Origin of the sequence: Nocardioides insulae DSM 17944 (assembly GCF_000422825.1) — a bacterium.
Classification (GTDB): Bacteria; Actinomycetota; Actinomycetes; order Propionibacteriales; family Nocardioidaceae; genus Nocardioides; species Nocardioides insulae.
The window spans coordinates 850643-874984 of record NZ_KE383928.1 but is presented as its reverse complement, the minus strand read 5'-3'; the positions used below and the strand labels follow the sequence as shown (position 1 = coordinate 874984).

The 24342-nt window shown below is 72.3% G+C and carries 22 protein-coding genes; 4 read left to right on the top strand and 18 right to left on the bottom strand.

The window, feature by feature from the left end; translation table 11 throughout:
* Positions 1–22 precede the first annotated feature (22 nt).
* From tsaD to G515_RS21565, 12 genes are all read right to left on the bottom strand, one after another.
* Complete coding sequence (tsaD, locus tag G515_RS0114265; RefSeq protein WP_051218444.1) at positions 23–1096, bottom strand: tRNA (adenosine(37)-N6)-threonylcarbamoyltransferase complex transferase subunit TsaD; 1074 nt, start codon at positions 1094–1096, stop codon at positions 23–25.
* Positions 1097–1264: 168 nt separating this feature from the next.
* Entirely contained in the window at positions 1265–1786 is a 522-nt protein-coding gene (gene rimI / locus G515_RS21590) for a ribosomal protein S18-alanine N-acetyltransferase (RefSeq protein WP_245565410.1), read from the bottom strand.
* Complete coding sequence (gene tsaB, locus G515_RS0114255) at positions 1783–2442, bottom strand: tRNA (adenosine(37)-N6)-threonylcarbamoyltransferase complex dimerization subunit type 1 TsaB (protein WP_342662879.1); 660 nt, start codon at positions 2440–2442, stop codon at positions 1783–1785. Before tsaB ends, rimI begins: the two co-directional genes overlap by 4 nt.
* The gene (gene tsaE / locus G515_RS23110) at positions 2439–3416 is read right to left on the bottom strand and encodes a tRNA (adenosine(37)-N6)-threonylcarbamoyltransferase complex ATPase subunit type 1 TsaE (protein WP_084653584.1); all 978 of its coding nucleotides are present in this window, start codon (positions 3414–3416) and stop codon (positions 2439–2441) included. The genes tsaB and tsaE overlap by 4 nt, the downstream gene beginning before the upstream one ends.
* A 25-nt stretch (positions 3417–3441) precedes the next feature.
* A complete protein-coding gene (locus G515_RS21585; RefSeq protein ID WP_036555551.1) occupies positions 3442–4518 on the bottom strand; it encodes an alpha/beta fold hydrolase in 1077 nt (358 codons plus the stop codon).
* Complete coding sequence (gene alr / locus G515_RS21580; protein WP_084653582.1) at positions 4515–5732, bottom strand: alanine racemase; 1218 nt, start codon at positions 5730–5732, stop codon at positions 4515–4517. Before alr ends, G515_RS21585 begins: the two co-directional genes overlap by 4 nt.
* Before the next feature lie 97 nt (positions 5733–5829).
* On the bottom strand, positions 5830–7308 hold the full coding sequence (locus tag G515_RS0114235) for a bifunctional ADP-dependent NAD(P)H-hydrate dehydratase/NAD(P)H-hydrate epimerase (protein WP_028660671.1): 1479 nt from the start codon (positions 7306–7308) through the stop codon (positions 5830–5832).
* 64 nt (positions 7309–7372) lie between these two features.
* Positions 7373–9178, bottom strand: coding sequence for a dipeptide ABC transporter ATP-binding protein (locus G515_RS21575; protein ID WP_245565409.1), 1806 nt, complete (start codon positions 9176–9178; stop codon positions 7373–7375).
* Positions 9171–10073: an ABC transporter permease gene (locus G515_RS21570; protein ID WP_084653580.1), complete on the bottom strand. Its 903-nt coding sequence runs from the start codon at positions 10071–10073 to the stop codon at positions 9171–9173. Before G515_RS21570 ends, G515_RS21575 begins: the two co-directional genes overlap by 8 nt.
* Positions 10073–11032, bottom strand: a complete 960-nt coding sequence (locus G515_RS0114220) for an ABC transporter permease (protein WP_028660670.1) — start codon at positions 11030–11032, stop codon at positions 10073–10075. Before G515_RS0114220 ends, G515_RS21570 begins: the two co-directional genes overlap by 1 nt.
* Before the next feature lie 2 nt (positions 11033–11034).
* Positions 11035–12627, bottom strand: coding sequence for an ABC transporter substrate-binding protein (locus G515_RS0114215; protein WP_028660669.1), 1593 nt, complete (start codon positions 12625–12627; stop codon positions 11035–11037).
* Positions 12627–13808, bottom strand: coding sequence for an ROK family protein (locus tag G515_RS21565; RefSeq protein ID WP_169570612.1), 1182 nt, complete (start codon positions 13806–13808; stop codon positions 12627–12629). The genes G515_RS0114215 and G515_RS21565 overlap by 1 nt, the downstream gene beginning before the upstream one ends.
* Before the next feature lie 201 nt (positions 13809–14009).
* On the opposite strand from G515_RS21565, the gene G515_RS0114205 reads away from it, so the two are divergent.
* On the top strand, positions 14010–14963 hold the full coding sequence (locus G515_RS0114205) for a TauD/TfdA dioxygenase family protein (RefSeq protein WP_028660668.1): 954 nt from the start codon (positions 14010–14012) through the stop codon (positions 14961–14963).
* Positions 14964–15196: 233 nt separating this feature from the next.
* Here G515_RS0114205 and G515_RS0114200 read toward each other — a convergent pair whose 3' ends face one another.
* Both G515_RS0114200 and glmS read right to left on the bottom strand, forming a co-directional pair.
* Complete coding sequence (locus G515_RS0114200) at positions 15197–15550, bottom strand: holo-ACP synthase (protein ID WP_028660667.1); 354 nt, start codon at positions 15548–15550, stop codon at positions 15197–15199.
* A gap of 112 nt (positions 15551–15662) precedes the next feature.
* On the bottom strand, positions 15663–17522 hold the full coding sequence (glmS, locus tag G515_RS0114190) for a glutamine--fructose-6-phosphate transaminase (isomerizing) (protein WP_028660666.1): 1860 nt from the start codon (positions 17520–17522) through the stop codon (positions 15663–15665).
* A gap of 101 nt (positions 17523–17623) precedes the next feature.
* On the opposite strand from glmS, the gene coaA reads away from it, so the two are divergent.
* On the top strand, positions 17624–18607 hold the full coding sequence (gene coaA / locus G515_RS0114185; RefSeq protein ID WP_028660665.1) for a type I pantothenate kinase: 984 nt from the start codon (positions 17624–17626) through the stop codon (positions 18605–18607).
* A 74-nt stretch (positions 18608–18681) separates the two neighbouring features.
* Here the strand turns inward: coaA and G515_RS0114180 are convergent, their stop codons facing one another.
* From G515_RS0114180 to rplM, 4 genes are all read right to left on the bottom strand, one after another.
* Entirely contained in the window at positions 18682–19437 is a 756-nt protein-coding gene (locus G515_RS0114180; RefSeq protein ID WP_028660664.1) for a DUF8017 domain-containing protein, read from the bottom strand.
* A 229-nt stretch (positions 19438–19666) separates the two neighbouring features.
* Positions 19667–21010, bottom strand: a complete 1344-nt coding sequence (glmM, locus tag G515_RS0114175) for a phosphoglucosamine mutase (RefSeq protein ID WP_028660663.1) — start codon at positions 21008–21010, stop codon at positions 19667–19669.
* 12 nt (positions 21011–21022) lie between these two features.
* Positions 21023–21523, bottom strand: coding sequence for a 30S ribosomal protein S9 (gene rpsI, locus G515_RS0114170; protein ID WP_028660662.1), 501 nt, complete (start codon positions 21521–21523; stop codon positions 21023–21025).
* Between the two features lie 21 nt (positions 21524–21544).
* Complete coding sequence (gene rplM, locus G515_RS0114165) at positions 21545–21988, bottom strand: 50S ribosomal protein L13 (RefSeq protein ID WP_028660661.1); 444 nt, start codon at positions 21986–21988, stop codon at positions 21545–21547.
* Positions 21989–22310: 322 nt separating this feature from the next.
* Between rplM and G515_RS0114160 the strand changes: the two genes are divergently transcribed.
* Both G515_RS0114160 and G515_RS0114155 read left to right on the top strand, forming a co-directional pair.
* Positions 22311–23600: a citrate synthase gene (locus tag G515_RS0114160; RefSeq protein ID WP_084653578.1), complete on the top strand. Its 1290-nt coding sequence runs from the start codon at positions 22311–22313 to the stop codon at positions 23598–23600.
* Between the two features lie 104 nt (positions 23601–23704).
* Positions 23705–24295, top strand: coding sequence for an HAD-IA family hydrolase (locus G515_RS0114155; protein ID WP_028660659.1), 591 nt, complete (start codon positions 23705–23707; stop codon positions 24293–24295).
* Positions 24296–24342 lie beyond the last annotated feature (47 nt).

The window sequence follows — 24342 nt, the reverse complement described above, 5'->3', positions numbered from 1 at the left end:
GTCCCAGGTCGCCCGCGCCGGGTCAGACCAGGACGTCGGTGATCGGCTGCGAGGAATCGGCGGGGAGGTCGAGCGCGGACGGCGTACGGCCGCGGGCGACCATCTCGGCACCGAGGGCGGCCACCATGGCGCCGTTGTCGGTGCACAGGCCCGGGCGCGGCACGCGCACGCGGATGCCCAGCTCGCCGGCGCGCTCCTCGGCCATCACCCGCAACCGGGAGTTGGCGGCCACGCCGCCACCGATCAGCAGGTCGTCGATGCCCTCGGAGGTGGCGGCGTCCAGCGCCTTCCGGAGCAGGACGTCGCACACGGCCTCCTGGAAACTCGCGGCGACGTCGGCCACCGGCACCGGCTCACCGGTCCGCTGCTGGGCCTCGATCCAGCGCGCGACCGCGGTCTTGAGCCCGGAGAAGCTGAAGTCGAAGCGGTGCCGCTCGAGGTCGCGGCGCGAGCTGAGACCACGCGGGAAGTCGATCGCCACGCTGCTGCCACTGCGCGCCGCCCGGTCGACGTGCGGGCCGCCGGGGAAGGGCAGTCCCAGCAGCCGGGCGACCTTGTCGAAGGCCTCCCCCGCCGCGTCGTCGATGGTCGCGCCCATCGGGTCGACGCCGACGGTCACGTCGGTGACCCGCAGCAGACTGGAGTGTCCGCCGCTGACCAGCATCGCGATCGCGGGCTCGGGCAGCGGGCCGTGCTCGAGCTGGTCGACGGCGACGTGGGCGGCAAGGTGGTTGACGCCGTAGATCGGCTTGCCGAGACCCAGCGCGAGCGCCTTCGCCGCGGCCACCCCCACCAGCAGCGCACCGGCCAGGCCGGGACCGCTGGTCACCGACACCGCATCGAGGTCCTCGAGCCGGACGCCGGCGTCCTCGCAGGCGCGCTCGATGGTCGGCACCATCGCCTCCAGGTGCGCCCGGCTGGCCACCTCGGGCACCACGCCCCCGAACCTCGCGTGCTCCTCCACGCTGCTCGCCACGGCATCGGCGAGGAGCGTACGGCCCCGCACGATCCCGACTCCCGTCTCGTCGCAGGACGTCTCGATCCCGAGGACGAGCGGACCGTCGTCACTGTGATCTGGTGTCGACAAGGTGGCCATGCCCGACATTGTGCCTCCTCGCCCTCCCGGACACGCCCCGTCCCCTCGGCACTGTTCTCGTGGTGGTGTGTCTCCCCACCCGACCCAACGCCCCGACCCAACGCCCCGACCCAACGCCCCGACCCAACGCCCCGATCCCACGACCCGGCCGGATCGCTCCGTCCCGGGCTACCCGGAGGGAGGCTGGTCGATCAGTTCGCTGGCCATCACGACGGCGGTGGAGCCGTCGCGGTAGTAGCGGGGGCGGCGGTCGAGTTCGGTGAAGCCGGCCCGTCGGTAGAGCCGCAGGGCGGGCTGGTTGAGCTCGCGCACCTCCAGCAGCAGGCGCTCGGCCCCCGAGGCGGTGGCCTGTCCGGTGACCTCGGCTAGCAGCACCCGGGCGATCCCGCGGCGGCGGGCCGAGCCGGCGACCGCGATCCGCTGGAGTTCGGCGGTCTCGAAGACGACGCTGAGGATGGCGTGGCCCAGGATCTCGCCCGCCGAGGTCTCGGCGACCCAGAGCGAGGCGAAGGTGTCCGCACCGGGGAGGAGACCCACCAGGTAGTCGCGGGTCCAGGCATCCTCACCGAAGCAGTCGAGTTCCAGTCCGACCACGGCCGGCAGATCCTCCGCGGCCGCCCGGCGTACCGTCACCATCGCCGGGCCCGGAGCAGGGCCCCGCCGCTCGGGCGGGGGTACGGCGGTGCTCACGGCCGGGCGCCGTAGCGTGCCTCCGCGTCGGGGCGGCGGAGGTAGAGCGGCTCGGGCTCGAGCAGCTCGGCCCGGTCCTGGGCGACCGCCCGGGCCAGCCAGCCGGCACTGGGGCGGGTCGGGCCGAGCGGGTTCGGGAAGGAGTCGGGGTAGAGCACCGCGCCCTCACCCGCCACGGGGAGACGGGTGGCCACGGTGGCGGGGCGTTCGACCACGGGGCCGGTAAGCCGGGCTCCGGTGGCGTCGTAGACCGCCAGGTAGACCTCCTTGCGACGTGCGTCGGTCGCCACGGCGAAGGCCGGTTCGGCACCGCTGGTCCCGAGCCCGCCCCGCTGCTCCTCGGCCACCTCGACCGCGACCACGTCCAGTGTGCAGACCGCACGGACGGGGATCCGCAGGACGAAGCCGAGGGTGCGGGCGGTGACCAGGCCGACGCGGAGCCCGGTGAAGGGCCCCGGCCCGGCGCCCACCGCGATGCCGGTGAGGTCCTGGCGGGTCGCACCGACCTGATCGAGCGCGGACGCGATCAGCGGAGCGAGCTGCTCGCCGTGCTTCATGGAGCGCTCCGAGACGAGCTCGGCCACGACGTCGTGGCCGTCGTACAACGCCACCCCGACCTGGGGGGTGGCGGTGTCGAAGGCGAGCAGCAGCGTCACGGGAGCTCCCATCCGTCGGCGGAGAGGTCGTGCCAGCGCGGCCCGACCGGGGTGATCTCGACGCGACGGGGATCCAGGTCGCCGTCGAGTTCGTCGGTGGTGAGCGCTCGGAGGATCCGGACCTCGAGCCGCGACTCGGAGAGCCCTTCGGCCAGGCCCTCTCCCCACTCGACCACGGTGACCGCTTCGTCGAGCTCGGTGTCGAGGTCGAGGTCGTCGAGCTCCTCCAGGGAGCCGAGCCGGTAGGCGTCGACATGGACGAGTTCGGGGCCCCCGGTCAGCGAGGGATGGACCCTGGCGATGACGAAGGTCGGCGAGGTCACCTGACCGCGCACGCCGAGGCCCTCGCCGAGCCCCTGGGTGAAGGTCGTCTTGCCGGCGCCGAGCTCCCCGCTGAGCACGAGCAGGTCGCCGGCGCGCAGGCGGCCGGCCAGGTGTCGGCCGAGGCCACGCATCTCCTCGGCGTCCGCGGCGGTCTCGACGTGCGTACGCAACGGGCGGCGGAGCTCCACGTTGGGACTGTAACGGTCGACCTCCCGGAACCCCTGCTTCTCCCAGAAGCTCACCGTGCGCGGCAGCTCCTCCCGGGCGACGACGGTGAGGTCCTCGACGTCCCCGCGGGCGAGGGCATCCTCAACGGCGGCGGCGATCATGGCGTGCGCGATCCCCCTGCCCTGGAGTCCGGGGCGTACGGCGAAGCGCCGCAGGTACATCGTGCGCCCGATCGGGTCGAGCACCAGGGTGCCGACCGGCCGCCCGTCCAGGGTGGCCATCAGGCCGCGGTCCCCGTGCAGCCGGTCGGCCAGGCTGGCGACGGTCTCACTGAGCGCGGCGGCGGGCGGGTCCAGCGCGGGCCGATCGGAGAACGCCGCGCGCACGATGTCGAGCGCCGTCGCCGCCTCCGCCGGGCCGATCCGGTGGATCTCGACCTCCAGCCCGGGCGTGGGCTCGGGGCTGCTGACCTGGGAACTCATGCGACATCCCTCTCCGGGGCAGGGCTCATGCGGCGGCACTCCCGGCGGCGGTGATGAGCTTCTCGATCTCGGCGTCGACCTCGGCCCGGCGCTCCATGATCACCATGTGGCCGGCACCCTCGCACTCGACCAGCGTCGAGTGCGGGATGCGGGAGTGCAGTTTGCGGCTGTGCCCAATGGAGGTGATGCGATCACGGGTGCCGCAGATGATGGTGGTGGGTACGGCGTTCATCGCCTCGACGGCGTCGAACATGTCCATGCCGCGGAAGCTCGGGAAGAACTCGGCCAGCACCTCGAACGGGGTCGCGGAGAGCATGTCGTCGACGAACTCGACGTACCCGGCAGGCACCTCGGTGCCGAAGGAGTAGCGGTCGGTGAGCACCACCGCCGCGGTCCGGCCCGCCCGGCGGATGCCGTCCACCGCCCGGTGGCTGCGGGCCAGGCCACGGACCATCCCGTAGGCCAGGCCGCCGCCCACTCGGGCGGGCACCAGGGGGAACAGGACCCGGCTCGGGTCGAGACCGCCGGCGGTGGTGGAGATCAGGCAGACCCCCGCGACCTTGCCGCCGTCCTCGGCGCGACCGAACAGCTCGGGGTACTGCGCGGCCAGCGCGACGACGCTCATGCCGCCCATCGAGTGCCCGACCAGGACCACGGGCCCCTCGGGCACGACCTGCTCGATGATCGCGCGCAGGTCCACGCCCAGTTGCTCGATGGTGGCATTGGCCAGCCCGGACCGCCCGGAGCGCCCGTGCGAACGCTGGTCGTAGAAGACGGTGCGCACCCGTCCGCGCAGGGCGGCGCGCTGGAAGTGCCAACAGTCGGCGTTCAGCGCATAGCCGTGCACGAACACGACGGTCGGGAGCCCCGCATCGTTCATCCCGGGATCGACCTCGTCGACCTCCACGTGGAGGGGTACGCCGTCCTCGGCGACCACGGTGCGCCCGCGGCTGCGCAGGCTGCCCAGCGGGGCCGCAGCGGGGTCGCCGGGGCGGTCGTGGATCGCGGCGGCCTGGCGTCTCGTGGTCGCCACACCGGCGACCGTGGCGCCCGCGGCCGCCACACCCACCGCACCGGCGATGATCCGGGTCGCGAGGCTCATCGGCCCCTCCCCTGGTCGACGATGGGGTCGGCGATGGGGTCGTCCGAGGGTTCGGGCGTGGTGGCGGGGTCGCGCTCGCTGTCGACGTGCCGCCGGACCATCCGGCCGCCCACGCGGGTCACCACCTCGTAGGCGATCGTGTCCCCGGCCTCGGCCCAGTCCTGGGCGGTGGGCTCACCCCGCGTGCCCGGTCCGAAGACGAGCACGTCCGCGCCCGCCTCCGGCTTCGTCCCCACCCCGGGGGCACCCAGGTCGACCACCACCTGGTCCATGCAGATGGTGCCGCGCACCGGGCGGCGTTCGCCCGCGACCCACACCTCGGCCCGGTTGCTGGCCACCCGGCTCAGCCCGTCGGCGTACCCGATCGGTACCAACCCGAGGACGGTCGGTGCGGGAGCCGTCCAGCGGCGGCCGTAGGAGACCGCGGCGCCGGCCTCGACCTGCTTGACCAGGGCGAGATCGGCCCGCACCGTCATCGCGGCGGTGAGACCGAGCCCGTCCCACACGTCCGCGCGGACGCCGGGCGCCGGGTCGACGCCGTACAGCGAGATCCCGCACCTCACCAGGTCGAACCGACTGCTCGGCCGGTGGATGGCGGCGGCCGAGTTGGCCAGGTGCCGTACGTCGGGTCGCAGCCCGGCCCGGTCGGCCACCGCGAGGGCGTCGCGGAAGACCTTCTCCTGCTCGTCGTTGGCCGGGTCGTCGACCTCGTCACTGCTGGACAGGTGCGACCACACCCCGGTGACGCGCCAGCGACCCTCGGTCTCGCCCTGACGGGCGGCGCGCATCACGGCCGCCCAGGTGTCCGGGGTGGCGCCCCCTCGGGAAAGGCCGGTGTCGACCTTGATCTGGAGCCGCGCCGGGCGACCCGCCCGGAGGACCGCATCCGCGACCTGGTCGAGTTCGGCGAGGGTGTACGCCGACACGTCGATGCCTGCCGCCACGACCGGGGCCAGGTCGTCGGCGGGCACGGTCAGCCAGCACAGCACCCGCCCCTCGTCGCCCGCGGCACGGAGCGCCAGCGCCTCGTCGATGGTCGCGACCCCCAACCAGGCGGCCCCGCCCTCGCGCGCCGCGCGGGCGGATTCGACCAGCCCGTGCCCGTAACCGTCGGCCTTCACCACGGCCATCAACGGGGTGCCGGCATGCTCCCGGAGACGGTGCGCGTTACCGCGGATCGCCGCCAGGTCGACCACGATCTCAGCCCGGCTCACCCGGTCACCCTCCGCCGCCGGGCCTGGCTGAACGGGGGTCGACGGTGGCGCCCGTCGGTGCAGAACATGGGTACTAGTGTCTCACCCGGCCCCTCTCCTACCCCGCAGGGGCCAGCATGCGCCGCACCACTTCGGGCACCGCCGCCGCGATCTCACCGGCACGGATCGGCCCCCCGTCGCCGGCCAGGGTGGCGGCCGCTGCGTGCAGCCAGGAGCCCACGCCGGCCGCGTCGAAGGGTTCGCACCCGGCGGCGAGGAGCGCGCCGATCAGGCCGCTGAGCACGTCGCCGGCCCCGGCCGTGCCGAGCCACGGCGTACCGATGATCGTCACCCGGGTCGCGCCGTCCGGCCGGACGATGAGGGTGCGTCGCCCCTTGAGCAGGACCGTGGCCTCCCAGCGCGCCGCCGCGGCGCGGGCGAAGGCCAGCGGTGCCGCCTCGATCTCGGCCCGGGGCACCCCGAGCATGCCGGCGAGTTCACCGGCATGAGGTGTCAGTACCGCCGGCACCCCCAGCGGTCCGGACACCTGGGCGAGCGCGTCCGCGTCGACCACGAGGGGTACGCCGGCCCCGACCGCGCGGGCGAGTGCCTCGGCGGCCGCCGTGTGGGTGCCCGGCCCCACCACGTAGGCCTGCACCCGGCCCTCGCCGACCACCTCGGGGTGGGCGGACCGGATCTGCCTCTCCGCGTCCTGGTCGCCGTCGGGCGCGGTGTAGCGGACCATGCCGACCAGGCCGGTGTTGGCCCCTGCGACGCAGAGCGAGGCGGCTCCGGCGTAGGTGCGGGAACCGGCGAGGATCCCCACGACGCCCCGGGTGTACTTGTGCGCCCTCGGCTCGGGCCGGGGCAGCAACCGGGCGACGTCGTCGGCCTCCAGCGCGGTGACCCCGGCGTCACCGGCCGACCCGGTGACGCTGCCTGCCGCGCCGAAGCCCAGGTCGACCAGGTGCAGGTCACCGCAGGCCAGGGCGGCCGGGTCGGCCAGGTGCGCCACCCGATGGGTGCCGAAGGTGACGGTCAGGTCGGCCGTGACGTGCGGGGCCGGCGCCTCGCCGGCATCGACGTCGAGCCCGCTGGGCACGTCGACCGCCACCACCGGGACGCCCGCGACCGCGGCCAGCGCCTCCTCCGCCTCGGGTCGGAGTCCGGGACGCCCCCCGATCCCGACGATCCCGTCGACCACCACCTCGGGCGGGCGGCCGGGGCCGAACGGTTCGGTCGTCCCCGGCGCCCACCGGCTCACCCGGCCGCCCGCCCCGCGAAGGGCCTCGACGCCGCCCGGGTGGGCCGCCTCGGTGAGCAGCCAGGCCACCACGGCCGCTCCCCGCCCCGCCAGCAGCGCGCCGGCGTACAGCGCATCGCCGCCGTTGTCGCCCGACCCGACCAGCAGCAGCACCCGGCGCCCGTACGCTCCGCTGGTTCTGCCGGTGCTCGGTGGGTCGAGGTCCCGGAGCAGCCCGAGGATGGCGTATCCGAGCCCGGTGGCGGCCCGTTGCATCAGCGCGCCCGCGGGCAGACCGGCCATCAACTCCGCCTCGACCGCGCGGATCCGCTCGACAGTGTGTGCCTCCAGCATGGCCCCATCCTGCCTGCCGGCATTGGGCGTCCGCCGTACCCCGGCCCGCCATCGGAGCGGGCGGTCAGCCCCTGTCGGGGAGCGGTGACATGGCGGGCACGGGGATCCGGTGTCGGCCGCGCGGCTCGGTGGAGGGTACGGCGGCCAGCAACCGCCGGGTGTATTCCTCGCGGGGCGCGGTGAACACCTCCCCCACCGGGCCCGTCTCCACCAGGCGGCCTGCACGCAGCACGGCGACGCGGTGCGCGACCTCGTGGACGACGGCCAGGTCGTGGCTGATGAACAGGCAGGCGAAGCCGAGTTCGGTCTGGAGTTCGGAGAAGAGCCGCAGCACCCGAGCCTGTACCGAGACGTCCAGGGCACTGGTCGGCTCGTCCGCGATCAGCAGCCTCGGTCGCAGCGCCAGGGCACGGGCGAAGGCGATGCGCTGACGCTGCCCACCGGAGAGTTCACGGGGCCGGCGGGCGGCGTAGGTCGGCGGCAGGTGCACCGCGTCGAGCAGTTCGCCGACCCGGGCCGTCCGGCTGGCGGGCGTGCCGACCCGGTGGACGTCGAGGGGTTCCCGGATGCTCTCCCCGACGCTCAGCCGGGGATCGAGCGAGGCCTCGGGATCCTGGTGCACGAACGCCAGGCCACGCTGCAGTCCGGCCGTGGGCCGGCGGCCGGAGGTGAGCGAGACCCCCGAGAGCAGGACGTCGCCCTCCGCGACCGGGACCAGCCCCGCCGCCGTCCGACCCAGGGTGGTCTTGCCGGAACCGGACTCGCCGACCAGGCCCATCACCTCCCCCGCCCCCACCCGCAGCGAGACGTCCTGAACGGCGGGAAAGGCCCGACCGCGCTTGGCGGACCCATAGCGCACGTGCACGCCGCGGAACTCGACCGCCGCCGGATCCAGCGGCGGCGCCTGGACGAGCTCGGCGTACCCGCTTCCCGGATCGACCGAGCTGGGACCCTCGGACCGGACCGGCTCGGTGGGCGGCTCGTGGACCTCCACGGTGCCGGCGGGTCCGGCGGAGCCCGGCGACGATGCGGGTAGGCGGAGGACGGAGTCGAGGAGCGCCCGGGTGTAGGGCTCCCGGGGCCCGGCGAACAGGGCAGAGGTCTCGCCCTCCTCGACCACGAGGCCGGCCTGGAGCACGACGACCCGGTCGGCGATGGCGGCGACGACGCCCATGTTGTGCGTGATGAGGACGACGGCGGTGCCGGTACGGACCCGGATCCGGTCCAGCAGGGTCAGGATCTCGGCCTGGACCGTCACGTCGAGTGCGGTGGTCGGCTCGTCGGCGAGCAGGACGGCGGGTTCGTGGGCGAGGGCCATTGCCAGCACCACCCGCTGCTTCTGGCCGCCGGAGAGCTGATGGGGGTATTGCGCGAGCCGGCGCTCCGGTTCGGGGATCTCGACCTGCTCGAGCAGGGCCAGGCTCTGTTCGCGGAGGGTGGCCCGCCGCCGCCGACCGCCGTGCGCGCGCAGCGCCTCGGCGAGCTGCCAGCCGATGGTGCGGACGGGATTGAGCGCGGTCTGGGGCTCCTGGAAGACCATCGCGATGCGGCGGCCACGGATGGAGTCGAGGTCGCGTTCGGAGAGACCGAGCAGCTCGTAGCCGTCGTGGCGGATGGAGCCGCTCGCCCGGGCACCGGGCGGCAGCAGGCCGAGCACCGCCCGGGCGGTCATCGACTTCCCCGAGCCGGACTCCCCCACCAGGGCGACGATCTCACCGCGGTGCACGGTCACGCTGACCTCGCGGACGGCGGGACGCGGGTGGGCGAAGGAGATGGCGAGGTGGTCGATGTCGAGCACCGGCCGCGTGGGGGCCGACGCCTCGAGCGGGCTGTCGTTCTGGGGGGCGGGCGGGAAGGGAGTGTCAGACACGGCGGGCCTCCGTGAGGGCTTGGGAGATGAGCAGGAGCCCGAGGACCAGTGCGACGACGAGCACCAGTGGTCCGAGGGCGACGTACGGCGCCTCGTACATGAGGCGGACACCGTCTTGGATGAGCGAGCCCAGCGAGGGCGCCGGCGGGCGCACTCCGAGGCCGAGGAAGCTCATCGCTCCCTCGATGAAGACGGCGACGGACATGGAGACGGCGAGCTGGACGGTGAGCGGTTCGAGGGTGTGCGGCCAGATGTGGCGGCGCATCACCCAGCCCGGGCGGGCGCCGACGACCTGGGCGGCCTCGACGAAGGGCATCTCCCGCACCGTGCGGACCGAGGTACGGACCAGCCGCCCGAAGACGGGGATCTCGATGGCGACGATCACCACGCCGACGGTGACCAGCCCGGGGCCGACGAAGGCCGCCACCAGGATGCCGAGGATGAGCGCCGGGAAGGCGAGCATCACGTCGAAGAGCCGCTGGGCGATCACGTCGGTCCAGGCCCACCAACTGGTGACCAGCCCGAGCAGCGCACCGATCACCGCCCCGACGGGCACCGCCACGAAGACCACCATCAGATCCGCGCGGACGGCGTACAGGGTGCGGGAGAGCAGGTCGCGGTTGAGCGCGTCGGTGCCCAGCCAGTGCTGCCACGAAGGGGACAGCAGGTTGGCGTCCCGGATCTGCTCGGTCGGCGAGTACGGCGCCAGCAGCGGCGCGAGCAGGCCCAGAGCCACCACGATCCCCACCAGGACGACCCCGACCAGGCCCCGGCCGTGGCGCAGCGCGTGGGCGAGGCCGTGCCGGGTCGGTTCGGGAGTCGGATCGCCGGGCAACGGTCCCTCACGGAGCGGGGTGAGGGGCTCCCGGGACTCCAGGTCCGGGGTCGAGGTCATCAGTGGGCTCCCTTCAACCGGATCCGCGGATCCAGCCAGGCGTGGATGAGGTCGGAGGCGAGCTGGGTCAGCACGAAGACGGCGACCGAGAGGAGCAGCAGCACCTGCACGACCGGGTAGTCGCGCGCCGAGATGCCCTGCTCGACCAGCCGGCCCAGCCCCGGCCAGGCGAAGACCGCCTCGATCAGGATCGCGCCGCCGAGCAGGGTGCCGACCTGGAGGCCGAGCACGGTGACCGCCGAGGGCAGTGCGTTGGGCAGGGCCTGGGTGAGCACGATCCGGCGGCGAGGGATGCCCAGGGCCCGGGCGGTGGTGACGTACGGCGCCCGCAGCTGGGTGTACAGCGCCTCGGTGAGGAACCGGGTCAGCGTGGCCCACGCCGGCAGCGCCAGCGCGATCGCGGGTAGCAGCAGGTATTGGACCGCCAGGTCGGGGCGGGAGGCGAACCCGTCCGGCGGGGCGCCACCGGCGGGGAGCACCGGCAGGTAGACGGCGAAGGCGAGGACCAGCAGCAGCGAGATGGCGAAGGTCGGGACGGCGACCGCCACCGTGTTGCCGGCCGAGAGCAGCGCGGTCAGCCAGGGCCGGTCGAGCAGCACCGCCAGGACGCTCGCCAGCAACGCGCCCACGCTGGCCAGCAGCAGCGCCGCCGCGGTCAGCACCACCGTGTTGAGGGCGCCCGCGGCGACCAGATCGCCGACGTCACCGCCGAGCCGGTACGACGGACCGAGGTCGAAGGTCACCAGGCCGTGCAGCCAGCCGGCGTACTGCTCCCAGAACGGCTGGTCCAGGCCCAGTTCGGCCCGGATGGCCGCGCGCGATTCCGGCGTCGAGTCGGCGCCGGCCAGGATCGCCACCGGGTCACCGGGCACCAGCCGCAGCAGCGCGACGATCCCGACGGAGGACAGCGCCAGCACGAGCAGGGTCGAGCCGAGCCGCGAGAGGACGTAGTGGGCCATGGTCAGTCTCCTTCTCCACCGAGGTAGGCGCGGCCGAGCAGCAGTTCGCCACGCTTGGTGAGGTCGAGTCCGCCGACCGCGGCACCGGAGGCGGTCTGGCGATGCAGGATGCCGATCTCGAGCAGGAACTTGCCCCGCAGCAGCTCCCGGTTGAGGTCGGCGTACGCACCGGGCCTGGCCGCCTGCTGCGGGGTGAGCTTCCAGGCGGCGTCCGCTGCCGCGATGTAGCGCGGGTCGGAGTAGTGCGAGGCGTTGTGCTCGCCGTTGAACGGGAACGCCGAGACCGCCAGCGTCGAGGGGGTGAAGTGGGCGTAGGAGTGCCCGAGGATCCACAGTCCTTCGAACTCGGCGCCGATCAGCCGGGTCATCACCTGGGCGTGCTCCTCCGGGTCGAGCTCGACCTCGATGCCGACCGCGGCGAGGTCCTCCTGCACGATCTGGGCGACCTGGGCGTAGTCGGGAGAGGAGGAGGTGTAGGTCAGCGGCAGGCTCGGGAGCTCGCCGTGCTTGCTCTCGTACCGCTGGACCAGTCGGCGGGCCAGGTCCGGGTCGTAGGCCAGCTGTTCGGCCACCCTCTCGTCGCGGGCGGGTGAGTCCTCCGGCCAGGGCAGCGTCGCCGGCTCGCCGAAGCCCCGGTAGACCTCGGTCATGATCCGCTCCCGGTCCAGGGCGTGTGAGATCGCCTCTCGCACGGTGGGGTCGGCGAGGGCCGGGTTGGTGACGTTGGTGCCCAGATACGTCTGGCCCTCCGATCCCTCCCAGGAGTCCACCCGGTAGCGCGGGTCGGAGGAGAGCGACTGGGCGTCCAGGCTGTTGACCCCGACGGCCACGTCGAGCTGGCCGGCCCGCAGCTGGGAGAGCTGGGCCTGGGCGTCGGTGATGATCCGGATCTGGGCGCCGTCCAGGTAGGGCCGCTGGCCCCAGTAGTCGTCGTTGCGGTCCAGCGTCAGGGTGGCACCCGGCGACCACGACTCGAAGCGGAACGGCCCGGTGCCGACGAAGGCGGTGCCCGCACGCAGCTCGTCGATCGACTCGGAGTCGATCATCGGCAACATGTCGAGCAGGTCGAACACGTTGCTCAGGCGATGCTCGAAGCGCAGCGTGATCCGGTGCGGCTGGGAGGTGTCGAAGCCGGTGATCGCGGCTGCGGTGCGCTGCAACTGCGCCGACCAGACCGGGTCGGCCCAGGTGCGGATGCTGAACTCGACATCCTTGCTGGTGAAGGGGCGGCCGCTGTGGAAGGTGACGTCGTCGCGCAGGTCCAGGGTGAGGGAGCGGCCGCGGTCACCGAGCCGCCAGCCGGTCGCGAGCGCGGGCTGCGGCTCGAGCGAGTCGAGCGGGTAGTCGATCAGCGAGTCGTAGATCGAGCCGACGAGGACGTCGCCGGTCTGACTGGTGTTGCTGAACACTGCGGCCGGCACCAGGTCGCTGGAGACCCCGACCTGGATCACCCCGCCCTCCCGGGGCGCGCCCGCGGTCCTGGCCTGTTCGGCCACCGCGGACGTGCACGCCGTCAGGGCCAGGGCCAGCACGGTGAGGACGGCGGCGAGGCCGTGGCTCCCGGATCGGAGGTGACGGGACACGGGCGGCGTCATCAGGAGACCCTCCTGGCGGTGGCGGCCGGGCGCGTCGCACGCGCGGATCGGGTCAGGGTGGGTACGGCGGCGAGCGGGTCGTCGTAGATCCGCCCCAGCCCGATCGTGCTGGCGGCGGCGGCCTGGATGCCGGCGCCGAAGCGCGTGAAGGAGATCGGCACCGCCCCGGCGGGGGCGAAGCGCTCGGCGGCGGCCACCACGTCGACGAGCACCGGCGGCCAGCCGGTGAAGGCCTGGCCGACCAGCACCACCCGATCCGGCGCGATCATGTCGCGCACCTGGCCGACCGCCTGGCCGAGCACCGTGGCGCGCTCCCGGACCAGGGCGAGGACCCGCGGATCCTCCTGCGCCCGGTGGACCGACTCGATCTCGGGTTCGGCGACCAGGCCCGCGTCGTACGCCGTCCGAGCCAGCGCCTCGTCACCGGCCGTGACCTGGAGGCAGCCGGTCCGCCCGCACGGGCAGGCCGCGCCGGAGCCGGTCGGGAAGTGGGTCAGGCTCCCGACGCGGGACACTTCGGTCTGGGCGCCCTTGTCGACGGCGACCGCGAAGCCGAGCGTGTCCCGGGCATAGACGTAGAGCGTCACGCCGCCCGTTCCCCGCCGTCGGTTGAGGAATTCGGTCGCCGCGACCGCGGCGATGTGGTCGGCGTACCGGACGTCGAGGCCGGTGAGCTCGTGCAGTTCGGCGGCGACCCGGGCCGGGTCGAGGTCGAGCTCGCCCCACGGAGCGACCAGCCCCAGGGACAGCGGCGACCGGCCGGGGAGGCTGCCGAGCAGCTCGGCGGCCAGCCGGCTGATCTCGTCCAGGTCGGGCCCCGCGGCCGGCGGGTGCTCGGCGGTCTGCTGGGCGACCACCCGCCCGGTCAGGTCGGCCAGCGCGACGGTGGTGATCCGTCGGCCGAGGTGGACGCCGACCACGACGTAGGCCGTCGGGTCCGGCTCGACCGGCGTCCCCGGCCGGCCGTTGCGACCCACCGTGGCCAGATCGGGGCGCTCCCGCAGGATGCGCGCGCTGACCAGTTGGCCGACGGTCCGGCCCACCGTGGCGACGCTGAGCCCGGTGCCGGCGACGATCTCGTCCCGGGTGAGGGCGACCCCGCCGCGGATCTCCTCGAACACCCGCGCTGCGGTCGGCCCCAGCCGCCCGCGCGACACGGTGATCATGGGTGATGACTCCACCATCTCTCCTCGTCCGAACGTGTTTGTCTATTAATTTGCTAGACAAACGTAGTCGGTAGTCGGCGGGAGCGGGTGTCCATCTCATCCGACACTCCGGTTGTGTTCGCGACGATCAGAACCATTGGTCCTCTGGCGGCGGCCCCCGAATCTGGAGAGGTCCTCGCCGCAGGGCGGGACTCCGACGACCCAGTGAGGAATCCCATGACCATCCAGATCGAGCGCACCTCTTCCACCACCACGCCCACCTCCCCGGCCGGTCTCTCGGTCCACAAGGTCGGGGGCCGCGTCGGCGCCCGGATCGAGGGCGTACAGCTCTCCGGAGACCTCTCCGAGGACACCGTGGCAGTGATCCGCGACGCGATCCTGAAGCACAAGGTGGTCTTCTTCGGCGACCAGCACCACCTCGACGACGAGACCCAGATCGCCTTCGGCGAGCGGCTCGGCCCGCTCACCACCGCGCACCCCACGGTCAACACCGGCAGCTCCCGGGTCCTCTCGCTCAAGGCCACCAAGGGCATGGCCGCCAACTCCTGGCACACCGATGTCACCTTCGTCGACCGGGTGCCGGCGTTCTCGATCCTGCGCGGCGCGACCATCCCCGAGTACGGCGGCAACACCGTCTGGGCCAACACCGCCACCGCGTACGAGGCGCTGCCGGAGTCGCTCAAGGCGCTCGTCGACGGACTGTGGGCGGTGCACTCCAACGACTACGACTACGCGAACTCCTTCGACACCGAGGACCAGAACAACCCGCAGTACACCCGTGAGGAGTTCACCCGGGTGCTCTACAAGACCGAACACCCGGTCGTGCGCGTGCACCCCGAGACCTCCGAGCGGACCCTGGTGCTCGGTCACTTCGTGCAGAAGTTCGTCGGCTTCAACCCCAAGGAGTCCGCGATCCTGTTCAACCTGCTCCAGGACCGCGTCACCAAGCTGGAGAACACCGTGCGCTGGCACTGGCGGCAGGGCGACGTCGCGATCTGGGACAACCGCGCCACCCAGCACTACGCCGTGGCCGACTTCGACACCCAGCTCCGCGAGGTACGCCGGATCACCGTCCAGGGCGATGTCCCGGTGTCCATCGACGGCCGGCGCAGCCGCGTCCTCGAAGGCTCCGCCGACGTCTACAACCGACTCGACGAGCTGATCCGCTGACCCTCCCGGACCGTTGAGTCGGGCCTCCCGGACCGTTGAGTCGAGCCTCCCGGACCGTTGAGTCGGGCCTCCCGGACCGTCGAGTCGGGCCTCCCGGACCGTCGAGTCGTGCCTCCCGGACCGTCGAGTCGGGCCCCGTGGACGGTCCACTCGGCACCAATGGACCATCCGGGAAGTCCGACTCGACGTGCGAGGAGACCCGACTCGACGCGCGCACCGATGGGACGAGCGGGTCAGCTCTCCAGGACCACCATCGCCGAGGCGATGCCGGCGTCGTGGGAGAGCGAGAGGTGCACGACCCGGACGCCCTGGTCCGCGGCGGTCGCCGCCACGGTGCCACGCAGGGCGAAGTGCGGCCGACCCGAGGACTCGGAGAGGACCTCGGCGTCGTGCCAGGCCAGGCCGGTGGGGGCACCGAGGGCCTTGGCCAGGGCCTCCTTGGCCGCGAACCGTGCGGCCAAGGAGGCCAACGGCCGCTCCGCCTCGCCCGGGGTGAAGAGTCGGGCCCGGAGCCCCGGCGTACGCTCCAGCGACTCGCCGAACCGTTCGATGTCGCACACGTCGATGCCGACGCCGATCACGCTCACCCGAACACGTCCGGCAGCCGCACCGCGGTCCGCCCCACCGACCTGACCGCCCTCGAGAGCAGGCCGAGCACTCCCCCGCGCCGGGGGGCGCGCACCTTCGGCACCCGCCTGCTCATTCGACGGTCACCGACTTCGCGAGGTTGCGCGGCTGGTCGACGTCGTGTCCCTTCGCGGTGGCGAGTTCGCAGGCGAACAACTGGAGCGGTACGACCGCGACCAGCGGCTGGAGCAGCGTGGGCACTCGCGGAAGGCGGATCAGGGCATCTGCGTACGGCGTGATCCTGGTGTCGGTCTCCTCGGCCAGGCAGATCGTCCGGGCGCCTCGGGCGCGCACCTCCTGGATCCCGCTGAGCATCTTGTCGTGCAACTGGTCGCGACCCTGCGGCGGGACCAGGCACAGCACGGGAAGACCGTCCTCGACCAGGGCGATCGGGCCGTGCTTGAGCTCGCCGGCGGCGAACCCCTCGGCATGGATGTAGGCGAGCTCCTTGAGCTTGAGCGCGCCCTCCAACGCCACCGGGTAGCCGGCGTGCCGGCCCAGGAAGAGCACCGATTCGGCGGCCACGTGGTCGCGGGCCATCGCATACACGTCCTCGGCGCGGTCGAGCACCGTCTGGATGTGCGCCGGCATCTCCTCCAGCTGACCCACGATCTGGGTGATCTCGTCGCCGTACCGGGTTCCGCGGACCTGCGCGAGGTAGAGCCCCAGCAGATAGCAGGCGACCAACTGGGTCAGGAAGCCCTTGGTCGAGGCGACCCCGATCTCCGGGCCCGCGTGGGTGTAGATGACCGCGTCGGACTCCCGGGGGATGGTGGAGCCGTTGGTGTTGCAGATCGCCAGCACCTTGGAACGCTGGGTGCGCGCGTGCCGGATCGCCTGGAGCGTGTCTGCGGTCTCGCCGGACTGGGAGATCGCGACCACCAGGGTGTCGTTGTCCAGGATGGGGTCGCGGTAGCGGAATTCGCTGGCCAACTGCACCTCGACCGGGATCCGGCACCAGTGCTCGATGGTGTACTTCGCGACCATGCCGGCGTAGAACGACGTACCGCAGGCGATCACGATGATCTTGCGGATCTCGCGCAGCTCGTCGTCGGAGAGCCGCATCTCGTCCAGCTGGAGCCGGCCGTCGGCCCCCCACCGACCCAGCAGGGAGTCGGCCACCGCGCGCGGCTGCTCGAAGATCTCCTTGCGCATGAACCAGTCGTGGCCGTCCTTCTCCGCAGCGGAGAGATCCCAGTCGACCGAGTAACGCGTGGCCTGCGCGGGGGTGCCGTCGAAGCCGGTCACCTCGACGCCGTCACGGGTGAGGGTGACGACCTGGTCCTGCCCGAGTTCGAGCGCGTCGCGGGTGAACTCGATGAACGCCGCCACGTCGGAGCCCAGAAAGTTCTCCCGCTCCCCCAGCCCGACGACCAGCGGGCTGTTGCGCCGTGCGGCCACGACCCGGTCGGCGTCCTGCCCGTCCACGGCCACCAGGGTGAAGGCCCCCTCCAGACGACGGCAGACCCGCTGCATGGCGGTGGTGAGGTCGGCTCCGGCGACGACCTCCCGCTCCAGCAGGTGCGCCGCCACCTCGGTGTCGGTCTCGGAGAGCAACACGTGGTCCTCGTCCTCGAGCTCGGCGCGCAGCTCGGCGAAGTTCTCGATGATGCCGTTGTGCACGACCGCCACCCGGCCGGTCGCACCCAGGTGCGGGTGCGCGTTGCGGTCGTTGGGCGCCCCGTGGGTGGCCCAACGGGTGTGCCCGATCCCGGTGCCCGAGACCGGCAGCTCCTCGGCCGAGATCGCCTTCTCCAGGTTGGCCAGCTTGCCGGCCCGCTTGCGGGCCGCGACCGCCCCCCGGCCGTCGTCGCCGGCGTGCACCAGCGCGATCCCTGCCGAGTCGTAGCCGCGGTACTCGAGGCGGCGCAGCCCCTCGATCACGACGTCCCGAGCGGAGCGCTCTCCGATGTATCCGACGATGCCGCACATGGTCCTCGATCCTACGTGCGGCCCGGACCTGCTCCGGCATCACCGCCGCACCATCCGGACCCTGTGATCCGCGCCGCAGGGCATAGGCCACAATCGACCCCATGTCCTCAGCGACGGCAGGCGCCTCACCCGCGTACGACGACAACCGGGAACGCTCGCCGTACACCGAGCTCGAGCGGGCCGCATGGGCGGATCTCGCGCCCGAGATGGTCAACCCGCTCAGTGCCGAGGAGATCCTCCGGTTACAGGGCCTCGGCGACCAGATCGACCTCGGTGAGGTCGAGGAGGTCTATCTCCCCCTGAGCCGACTGCTCAGCCTGTACGTCAAGGCGGCCGGCGACCTCCACCGCGAGCAGGAGGCCTTCCTGCGTCGCAGGATCCCCGCGCGGACGCCGTTCGTGATCGGGCTCGCGGGCTCGGTGGCGGTGGGCAAGTCGACCACCGCGCGCGTCCTGCAGCAGATGCTCGCCCACTGGCCCGAGCATCCCAACGTCGCCCTCGTCACCACCGACGGCTTCCTCTACCCCAACGCCGAGCTCCAGCGCCGCGGACTGATGCAGCGCAAGGGCTTCCCCGAGTCCTACGACCGGCGCGCGCTGCTCAAGTTCGTCGTGGACATCAAGTCGGGACGCGAGGAGGTCGAGGCGCCGATCTACTCCCACCTGGTCTACGACATCGTGCCGGACGAGAAGGTGGTGGTGCGTCGCCCCGACATCGTCATCCTCGAGGGGCTCAATGTCCTCCAGCCGGCCCGGGTCCGTGGCGACGGTCGGGTGGGTCTGGGCCTCTCGGACTACTTCGACTTCTCCATCTACGTCGACGCCCGGACCCGGGACATCCGGCACTGGTACGTCGACCGTTTCCTGCGCCTGCGCAAGACCGCCTTCCGCAACCCGTCCTCCTACTTCGCCAAGTACGCCTCGCTCACCCACGACGAGGCGGTCAGCGAGGCTCAGCGCCTGTGGGATTCGATCAACGGGCCCAACCTGGTCGAGAACGTCCTGCCCACCCGCTCCCGCGCCGACCTGGTCCTGCGCAAGGCCGTGGACCACTCGGTCCGCTACGTCCGCCTCCGCAAGCTCTGATCTCCGGCCGGGCGCGCATCCACGGGTGTCCGCTGCCACCGCGCCGCCCGACCACCGGACCAGCGGGCGCGACCTCATCCATCCGGCGTTCTTCGGGTGCGCCGGGAGTCGCGCACGCGGGTGCCGTCGGCCGGACCCGGTCGGCTCGCCCGGACCGACGCGACGATCTCCGCGGCGACATGTGCGGGCAGGTCACCCCGCGCGCCCGCGTCGCGGACCAACACGAACGCCACCACGCCGGGTGGGGTCGGTACGGCGACCACGGTGATCTCGGCGCTCGGCGGACGGCAGCCCCCGCCCTTCAGTTCGACCCGGGCGTCCGCCCGGTGGGCGGTGGACCCTGCGGGCCTGCTCGATACACCGTCGACGACCCGGCCGGCCGCGCCGGTGTCGCCGGCGACCGGGTCGCGGGCGACGGCATCGGCCCAGCTCCGGGCGGTCCGCCGGGCCACCGCGGCAGGTGGACCCGCCCGTGCGGGCAGGAAGCCGGCGAAGGCCCGACTGCTGCCGGCCGCGCGCGGACAGAATCCGGAGTCGAACACCGCCGGGGCCGAGATCTGGGCCGTCACCCGGCCGGTCCGATCGGTGTAGCGGATCACCGAACCGGGTCCGGTGAACTCCCATCCGGCAGGCAGCCGGGCGGTGGCCCCGCGCACGCGCAGGCTCCGGTCGAGGACCGGGCCGTCCGCCGTGCCCCGGGCCGGGCGTGGCTCCGGGCGTGGGTCCGAGAGTGTGTCGGGATCGGGATCGGGGAGGCTGAGCGCGATCACGCTCACCGCGACGACGCACACCGCCGCCACCACGCCGAGCAGGCCGGCCAGACGTCGCATCACACCCCCGGGACCGAGTCGCGGCCCGTCGGCCGCGTCTCAGGAGGCTAGGTCCTGGGAGCGGTCCCGGGACCGTTCTCCACAGCCCGTCGCGCTACCCGGCCCGACCTCTGCGAGCCGCGGCGGTGCACGATCGGGCCAGGACGGCGTCCAGGCGTGTCCGGCCGCGAGCAGCCGGCGAAGCGTGACCGGACGCCGCGCGTCCCGCCCGGCGTGGGTGCGGGTCTCCTCAGAGCGCGAGCCGCCGGCGTACGACGGAGGCGAGCCGCTCGGCGACCGATCCCGCGCGTTCGAGGGTGGGTGCCTCCACCATCACCCGCACGACCGGCTCGGTGCCGGAGGCACGGAGCAGGATCCGGCCGTCGTTGCCCAGTTCGGCCCCCTGGGCGGCGATCGCGGCCACCAGCTCGGGGTCGTCGGTGCGGTGCTTGTCGACGTCCGGCACGTTGATCAGCACCTGGGGGAAGCGGGCGACCGGCTCGGCCAGGGCCGCCAGCGAGCGACCCGTCCGGGCCATCCGGTCGAGCACCTGCAGTGCGGTCAGGGTGCCGTCGCCGGTGGTCGCGTGCCGGCTCAGCACGATGTGCCCGGACTGCTCCCCGCCCAGCACGTAGCCGCCGCGGCGCATCTCCTCCAGGACGTATCGGTCACCGACCGCGGTCTGCGCCACCTGGATACCGGCCGACTCCATCGCCCGCAGCAGCCCGAGGTTGCTCATCACGGTGGCGACCAGGGTGTCACCGGCCAGCTCCCCCTCCTCAGCCAGGCCGAGCGCGAGGATGCCCATCACCTGATCACCGTCGACCAGGCCGCCCTCGTGGTCGACGGCCAGACACCGGTCGGCGTCCCCGTCGAAGGCGAAGCCGGCGTCGGCGCCGTGCTCGAGGACCGCCTTCTGCAGGGCCTCGGGGTGGGTGGAGCCGCAGCCGGCGTTGATGTCCAGGCCGTTCGGGGTGTGGTTGATCGCGATCACGCGAGCACCCGCACGGGCGAGCGCGAGCGGCCCGGAGACCGAGGCTGCCCCCTGGGCACAGTCCACCACCACGGTGAGGCCGTCGTGCCGATGGGCGAGGGTGCCGGCCAGGTGCTCGACGTACTCCTCGACCCCGGTGGGGTACGGCGTGATCCGGCCGACGCCGGCGCCGAGGGGGCGCTCGGTCTCGCGGCCGAGACCGGCCTCGATGGCGTCCTCCATCGCATCGTCCAGCTTGACCCCGCCGCGGGCGAGGAACTTGATCCCGTTGTCGGGCATCGGGTTGTGCGAGGCGGAGAGGACGACCCCGAGATCGGCGCCGAGGGCGGCGGTCAGGTGCGCGACCGCCGGGGTCGGCAGGACGCCGAGGTCGATGACGTCCACCCCGGAGGAGGCGAGCCCGGCCGCCACGGCGGCCTGGAGGAACTCACCGGAGATGCGGGTGTCACGACCGACCACGGCGATGGGCCGACGAGCCGAGGCGACCGCGTCGGCGGTCAGGACATGAGCGGCGGAAACAGCGAGGTCCAGGGCCAGCGAGACGGTGAGATCACCGTTCGCCAGGCCCCGGACCCCGTCCGTGCCGAAAAGGCGTGCCAAGAGAGGCCTTCGTCAGCGCTTGCTGAACTGCGAGGCCTTGCGAGCCTTCTTCAGACCCGCCTTCTTGCGCTCCACGACGCGGGCGTCGCGGGTCAGCAGACCAGCCTTCTTGAGGGTCGGCCGGTTGGCGTCCACGTCGACGTCGTTCAGCGCACGGGCCACGCCGAGGCGCAGGGCGCCGGCCTGGCCGGCGATGCCGCCGCCGTGGATGCGGGCGATGACGTCGAAGCGACCCTCGAGCTGCAGCGCGGCGAACGGCTCGTTCGCGACCTGCTGGTGCAGCTTGTTGGGGAAGTACGAGTCCATGGTGCGACCGTTGATGGTCCAGTTGCCGGTGCCCGGCACGATCCGGACCCGGGCCACGGACTCCTTGCGGCGGCCGGTGCCGCCCGCGGGGGCGATGGTGGCCGGACGGTCGGAGACCTCGGCGGAGGCGTCGCTCTCGGAGGTGTAGGCGACGCCCTGCTCGTTGGTCTCGAAGGTCTCTTCGACCTCGGTGCTGTTCTCAGACATGAAGTGATCCTCGCTCGACGATTACTGGGAGATCTGCTTGATCTCGAAGGGGACGGCCTTCTGAGCCTGGTGCGGGTGCGTCGGGCCGGAGTAGACCTTGAGCTTCTTCAGCATCTGCCGACCGAGCTTGTTCTTCGGCAGCATGCCCCACACGGCCTTCTCGATCGCCTTACGGGCGTCCTTGTCGAGGACCTCGCCGATCGGGGTAGCGGTCAGACCACCGGGGTAACCCGAGTGACGGTAGGCCAGCTTCGCCGTCCGCTTGTTGCCGGAGAGGGAGACCTTCTCGGCGTTGACGACGATGACGAAGTCACCGGTGTCGGCGTTGGGGGCGTAGATCGCCTTGTGCTTGCCTCGGAGCAGGTTCGCGACCTGGACCGCCAGGTGACCCAGGCGGACGTCGTTCGCGTCGATCACGAGCCAGGCGCGCTCGATGTCGCCGGGCTTGGGAGCGTAAGTACGCACGTGTGCCTTCTTCGTTCGTTGGTCCCGGGCAGCGGATGCTGCTCGGGTCTTACTCGCGCCTTCTGACGAACACGGCCTGGCTCGAACTCCACTCCAGGACTACCCCTCGGCCCGTGCGCGGGTCGGGAGGCGGCAGGAGGCGCGACCGAACAAGATTACGCGGGCGAGTTCCGGGGGGTCAAAACGCAGCCCGCGTCGGCGTTCCGGCACCATCCGCCGGACGCCTGGGACAGCGTCGCACGGGGCTCCGCGCGGGCACGAGGGACCAACCAACGGGACACCGCCTACCGGCCCCGTCGATTCAAGGGTTAGGTTGAGGCCCGTGACTGATTCCCTGACTGTGCGAGACAACCGCACCGGCGTGGAGTACGAGGTACCGATCACCGACGGCGCCATCCGGGCCTCGGAGTTCGGGAAGATCCGGACGGACGAGGACGAGCCCGGCCTCGCCGTGTACGACCCCGGCTTCACCAACACCGCGTCGTGCCGAAGCTCCATCACCTACATCGACGGCGACAAAGGCATCCTGGAATACCGGGGCTACCCCATCGAGCAGTTGGCGGAGCAATCCACCTTCCTCGAGGTGGCGTACCTGCTGATCCACGGAAGCCTGCCCACCAAGGCCGAGTACGACGCGTGGGAGCACGAGATCACCTTCCACACGTTCGTGCACGAGAACATCAAGAGCTTCATGCAGGGCTTCCGCTACGACGCCCACCCGATGGGGATGCTGATGGCCTCCGTCGGCGCGCTCTCGACGTTCTACCCGGACGCGAGCAACATCGCCGACGCCGACATCCGCAACCTCCAGATCGTGCGGATGATCGCCAAGATGCCGACCCTCGGCGCCTGGGCCTACCGGCACGCGCAGGGCAAGCCGTACATCTACCCCGACAACGACCTGTCCTACACCGGCAACTTCCTCTCCATGCTGTTCAAGATGAGCGAGACGAAGTACGCCGGCGACGAGCGCATCGTCAAGGCGCTCGACACCCTGCTCATCCTGCACGCCGACCACGAGCAGAACTGCTCGGCCAACGCCGTGCGCTCGGTCGGCTCCAGCCAGGTCGACCCGTACTCCGCGGTCGCGGCCGGCGTCGGCGCCCTCTACGGCCCGCTGCACGGCGGCGCCAACGAGGCCGTGCTCAAGATGCTCAAGCGGATCGGCTCCAAGGAGAACATCCCCGCCTTCATCGAGGGGGTGAAGGCCGGCGACGAGCGCCTGATGGGCTTCGGCCACCGGGTCTACAAGAACTACGACCCGCGCGCGAAGCTGATCAAGAAGGCCTGCGACGACGTCTTCGAGGTCACCGGGGTCAACCCGTTGCTCGAGATCGCCCAGGAGCTGGAGAAGATCGCGCTCGAGGACGAGTACTTCGTCAAGCGCAAGCTCTACCCGAACGTCGACTTCTACTCCGGCCTCATCTACGAGGCGCTGGAGTTCCCGCCGGAGATGTTCACCGTCCTGTTCGCGATCGGCCGCACCCCGGGCTGGCTGGCCCAGTGGCTGGAGCTGGTCCAGGACAAGGAGCAGAAGATCGCGCGTCCCAAGCAGATCTACACCGGAGAGCGTCGCCTCGACTTCGTCCCGGCCGCGCAGCGCTGGGCCTGACCGGATCCGCTCCGAGCGACCGGACTGAGCCGAGCCTCAGCGTGAGACAGCCCCGACGGACATCGTCCGCCGGGGCTGTCCCGTCTCCTTCTCAGGTCTCCGCGGTGATCTGGGACCTCGGCAACGTCGTGATCCGGTGGGACCCCTTCCCCGCCGTCGCGGCCGGCGTCGGGGCGCAGGAGGCCCACCGCTTCCTCGCCGGGTTCGACTTCGGTGCCTGGAACCACGCCTGCGACGCCGGCCGTGGATGGGCCGAGGCCCTGGCGGTCGTGGAGCGCGAGGCTCCGCAGTGGCTACCGCACGCCCGCTCCTACGTCGAGCACTTCCCCTCCTCGCTGGTCGGCGAGGTGCCCGGCACGGCGGCCCTGCTCCGCGAACTGCACGCGGCCGGCGTACCGCAGTACGGCCTGACCAACTGGTCGGCCGAGTCGTACCCGCACGCGCCCGCCACCTTCGACGTCGTCCGGCTGCTGCACGGCGTGACCGTCTCCGGCGAGGTCGGGCTGGCCAAGCCCGACCCGGCGATCTACCGGATCGCGATCGATCGGTCCGGTCTTCGTCCGGACGAACTGCTCTTCGTCGACGACCGTGCGGAGAACGTCGCCGCGGCCGCGGCGGTCGGGCTGGACGCCGTCCGCTTCACCGGCGCCGAGCGGCTGCGCGCCGAGCTGCGCGCCCGCGCGCTCCTCCCCTGAACGAGACGGATCTGAGCCGTCCCGTCGGACCTCGCGGCCGGTCGGTC

Excerpts from the sequence above, each read along its gene's own strand:
- coaA (WP_028660665.1), top strand. The coding sequence starts at position 17,624 with ATGTCCTCAGCGACGGCAGGCGCCTCACCCGCGTACGACGACAACCGG.
- tsaD (WP_051218444.1), bottom strand. The coding sequence starts at position 1,096 with ATGGCCACCTTGTCGACACCAGATCACAGTGACGACGGTCCGCTCGTC.
- tsaE (WP_084653584.1), bottom strand. The coding sequence starts at position 3,416 with ATGAGTTCCCAGGTCAGCAGCCCCGAGCCCACGCCCGGGCTGGAGGTC.
- glmS (WP_028660666.1), bottom strand. The coding sequence starts at position 17,522 with ATGTGCGGCATCGTCGGATACATCGGAGAGCGCTCCGCTCGGGACGTC.
- G515_RS0114235 (WP_028660671.1), bottom strand. The coding sequence starts at position 7,308 with ATGCTGGAGGCACACACTGTCGAGCGGATCCGCGCGGTCGAGGCGGAG.
- G515_RS0114205 (WP_028660668.1), top strand. The coding sequence starts at position 14,010 with ATGACCATCCAGATCGAGCGCACCTCTTCCACCACCACGCCCACCTCC.
- G515_RS0114180 (WP_028660664.1), bottom strand. The coding sequence starts at position 19,437 with ATGCGACGTCTGGCCGGCCTGCTCGGCGTGGTGGCGGCGGTGTGCGTC.
- G515_RS21570 (WP_084653580.1), bottom strand. The coding sequence starts at position 10,073 with ATGACCTCGACCCCGGACCTGGAGTCCCGGGAGCCCCTCACCCCGCTC.
- rpsI (WP_028660662.1), bottom strand. The coding sequence starts at position 21,523 with ATGTCTGAGAACAGCACCGAGGTCGAAGAGACCTTCGAGACCAACGAG.
- G515_RS0114220 (WP_028660670.1), bottom strand. The coding sequence starts at position 11,032 with ATGGCCCACTACGTCCTCTCGCGGCTCGGCTCGACCCTGCTCGTGCTG.
- G515_RS0114215 (WP_028660669.1), bottom strand. The coding sequence starts at position 12,627 with ATGACGCCGCCCGTGTCCCGTCACCTCCGATCCGGGAGCCACGGCCTC.
- G515_RS21585 (WP_036555551.1), bottom strand. The coding sequence starts at position 4,518 with ATGAGCCTCGCGACCCGGATCATCGCCGGTGCGGTGGGTGTGGCGGCC.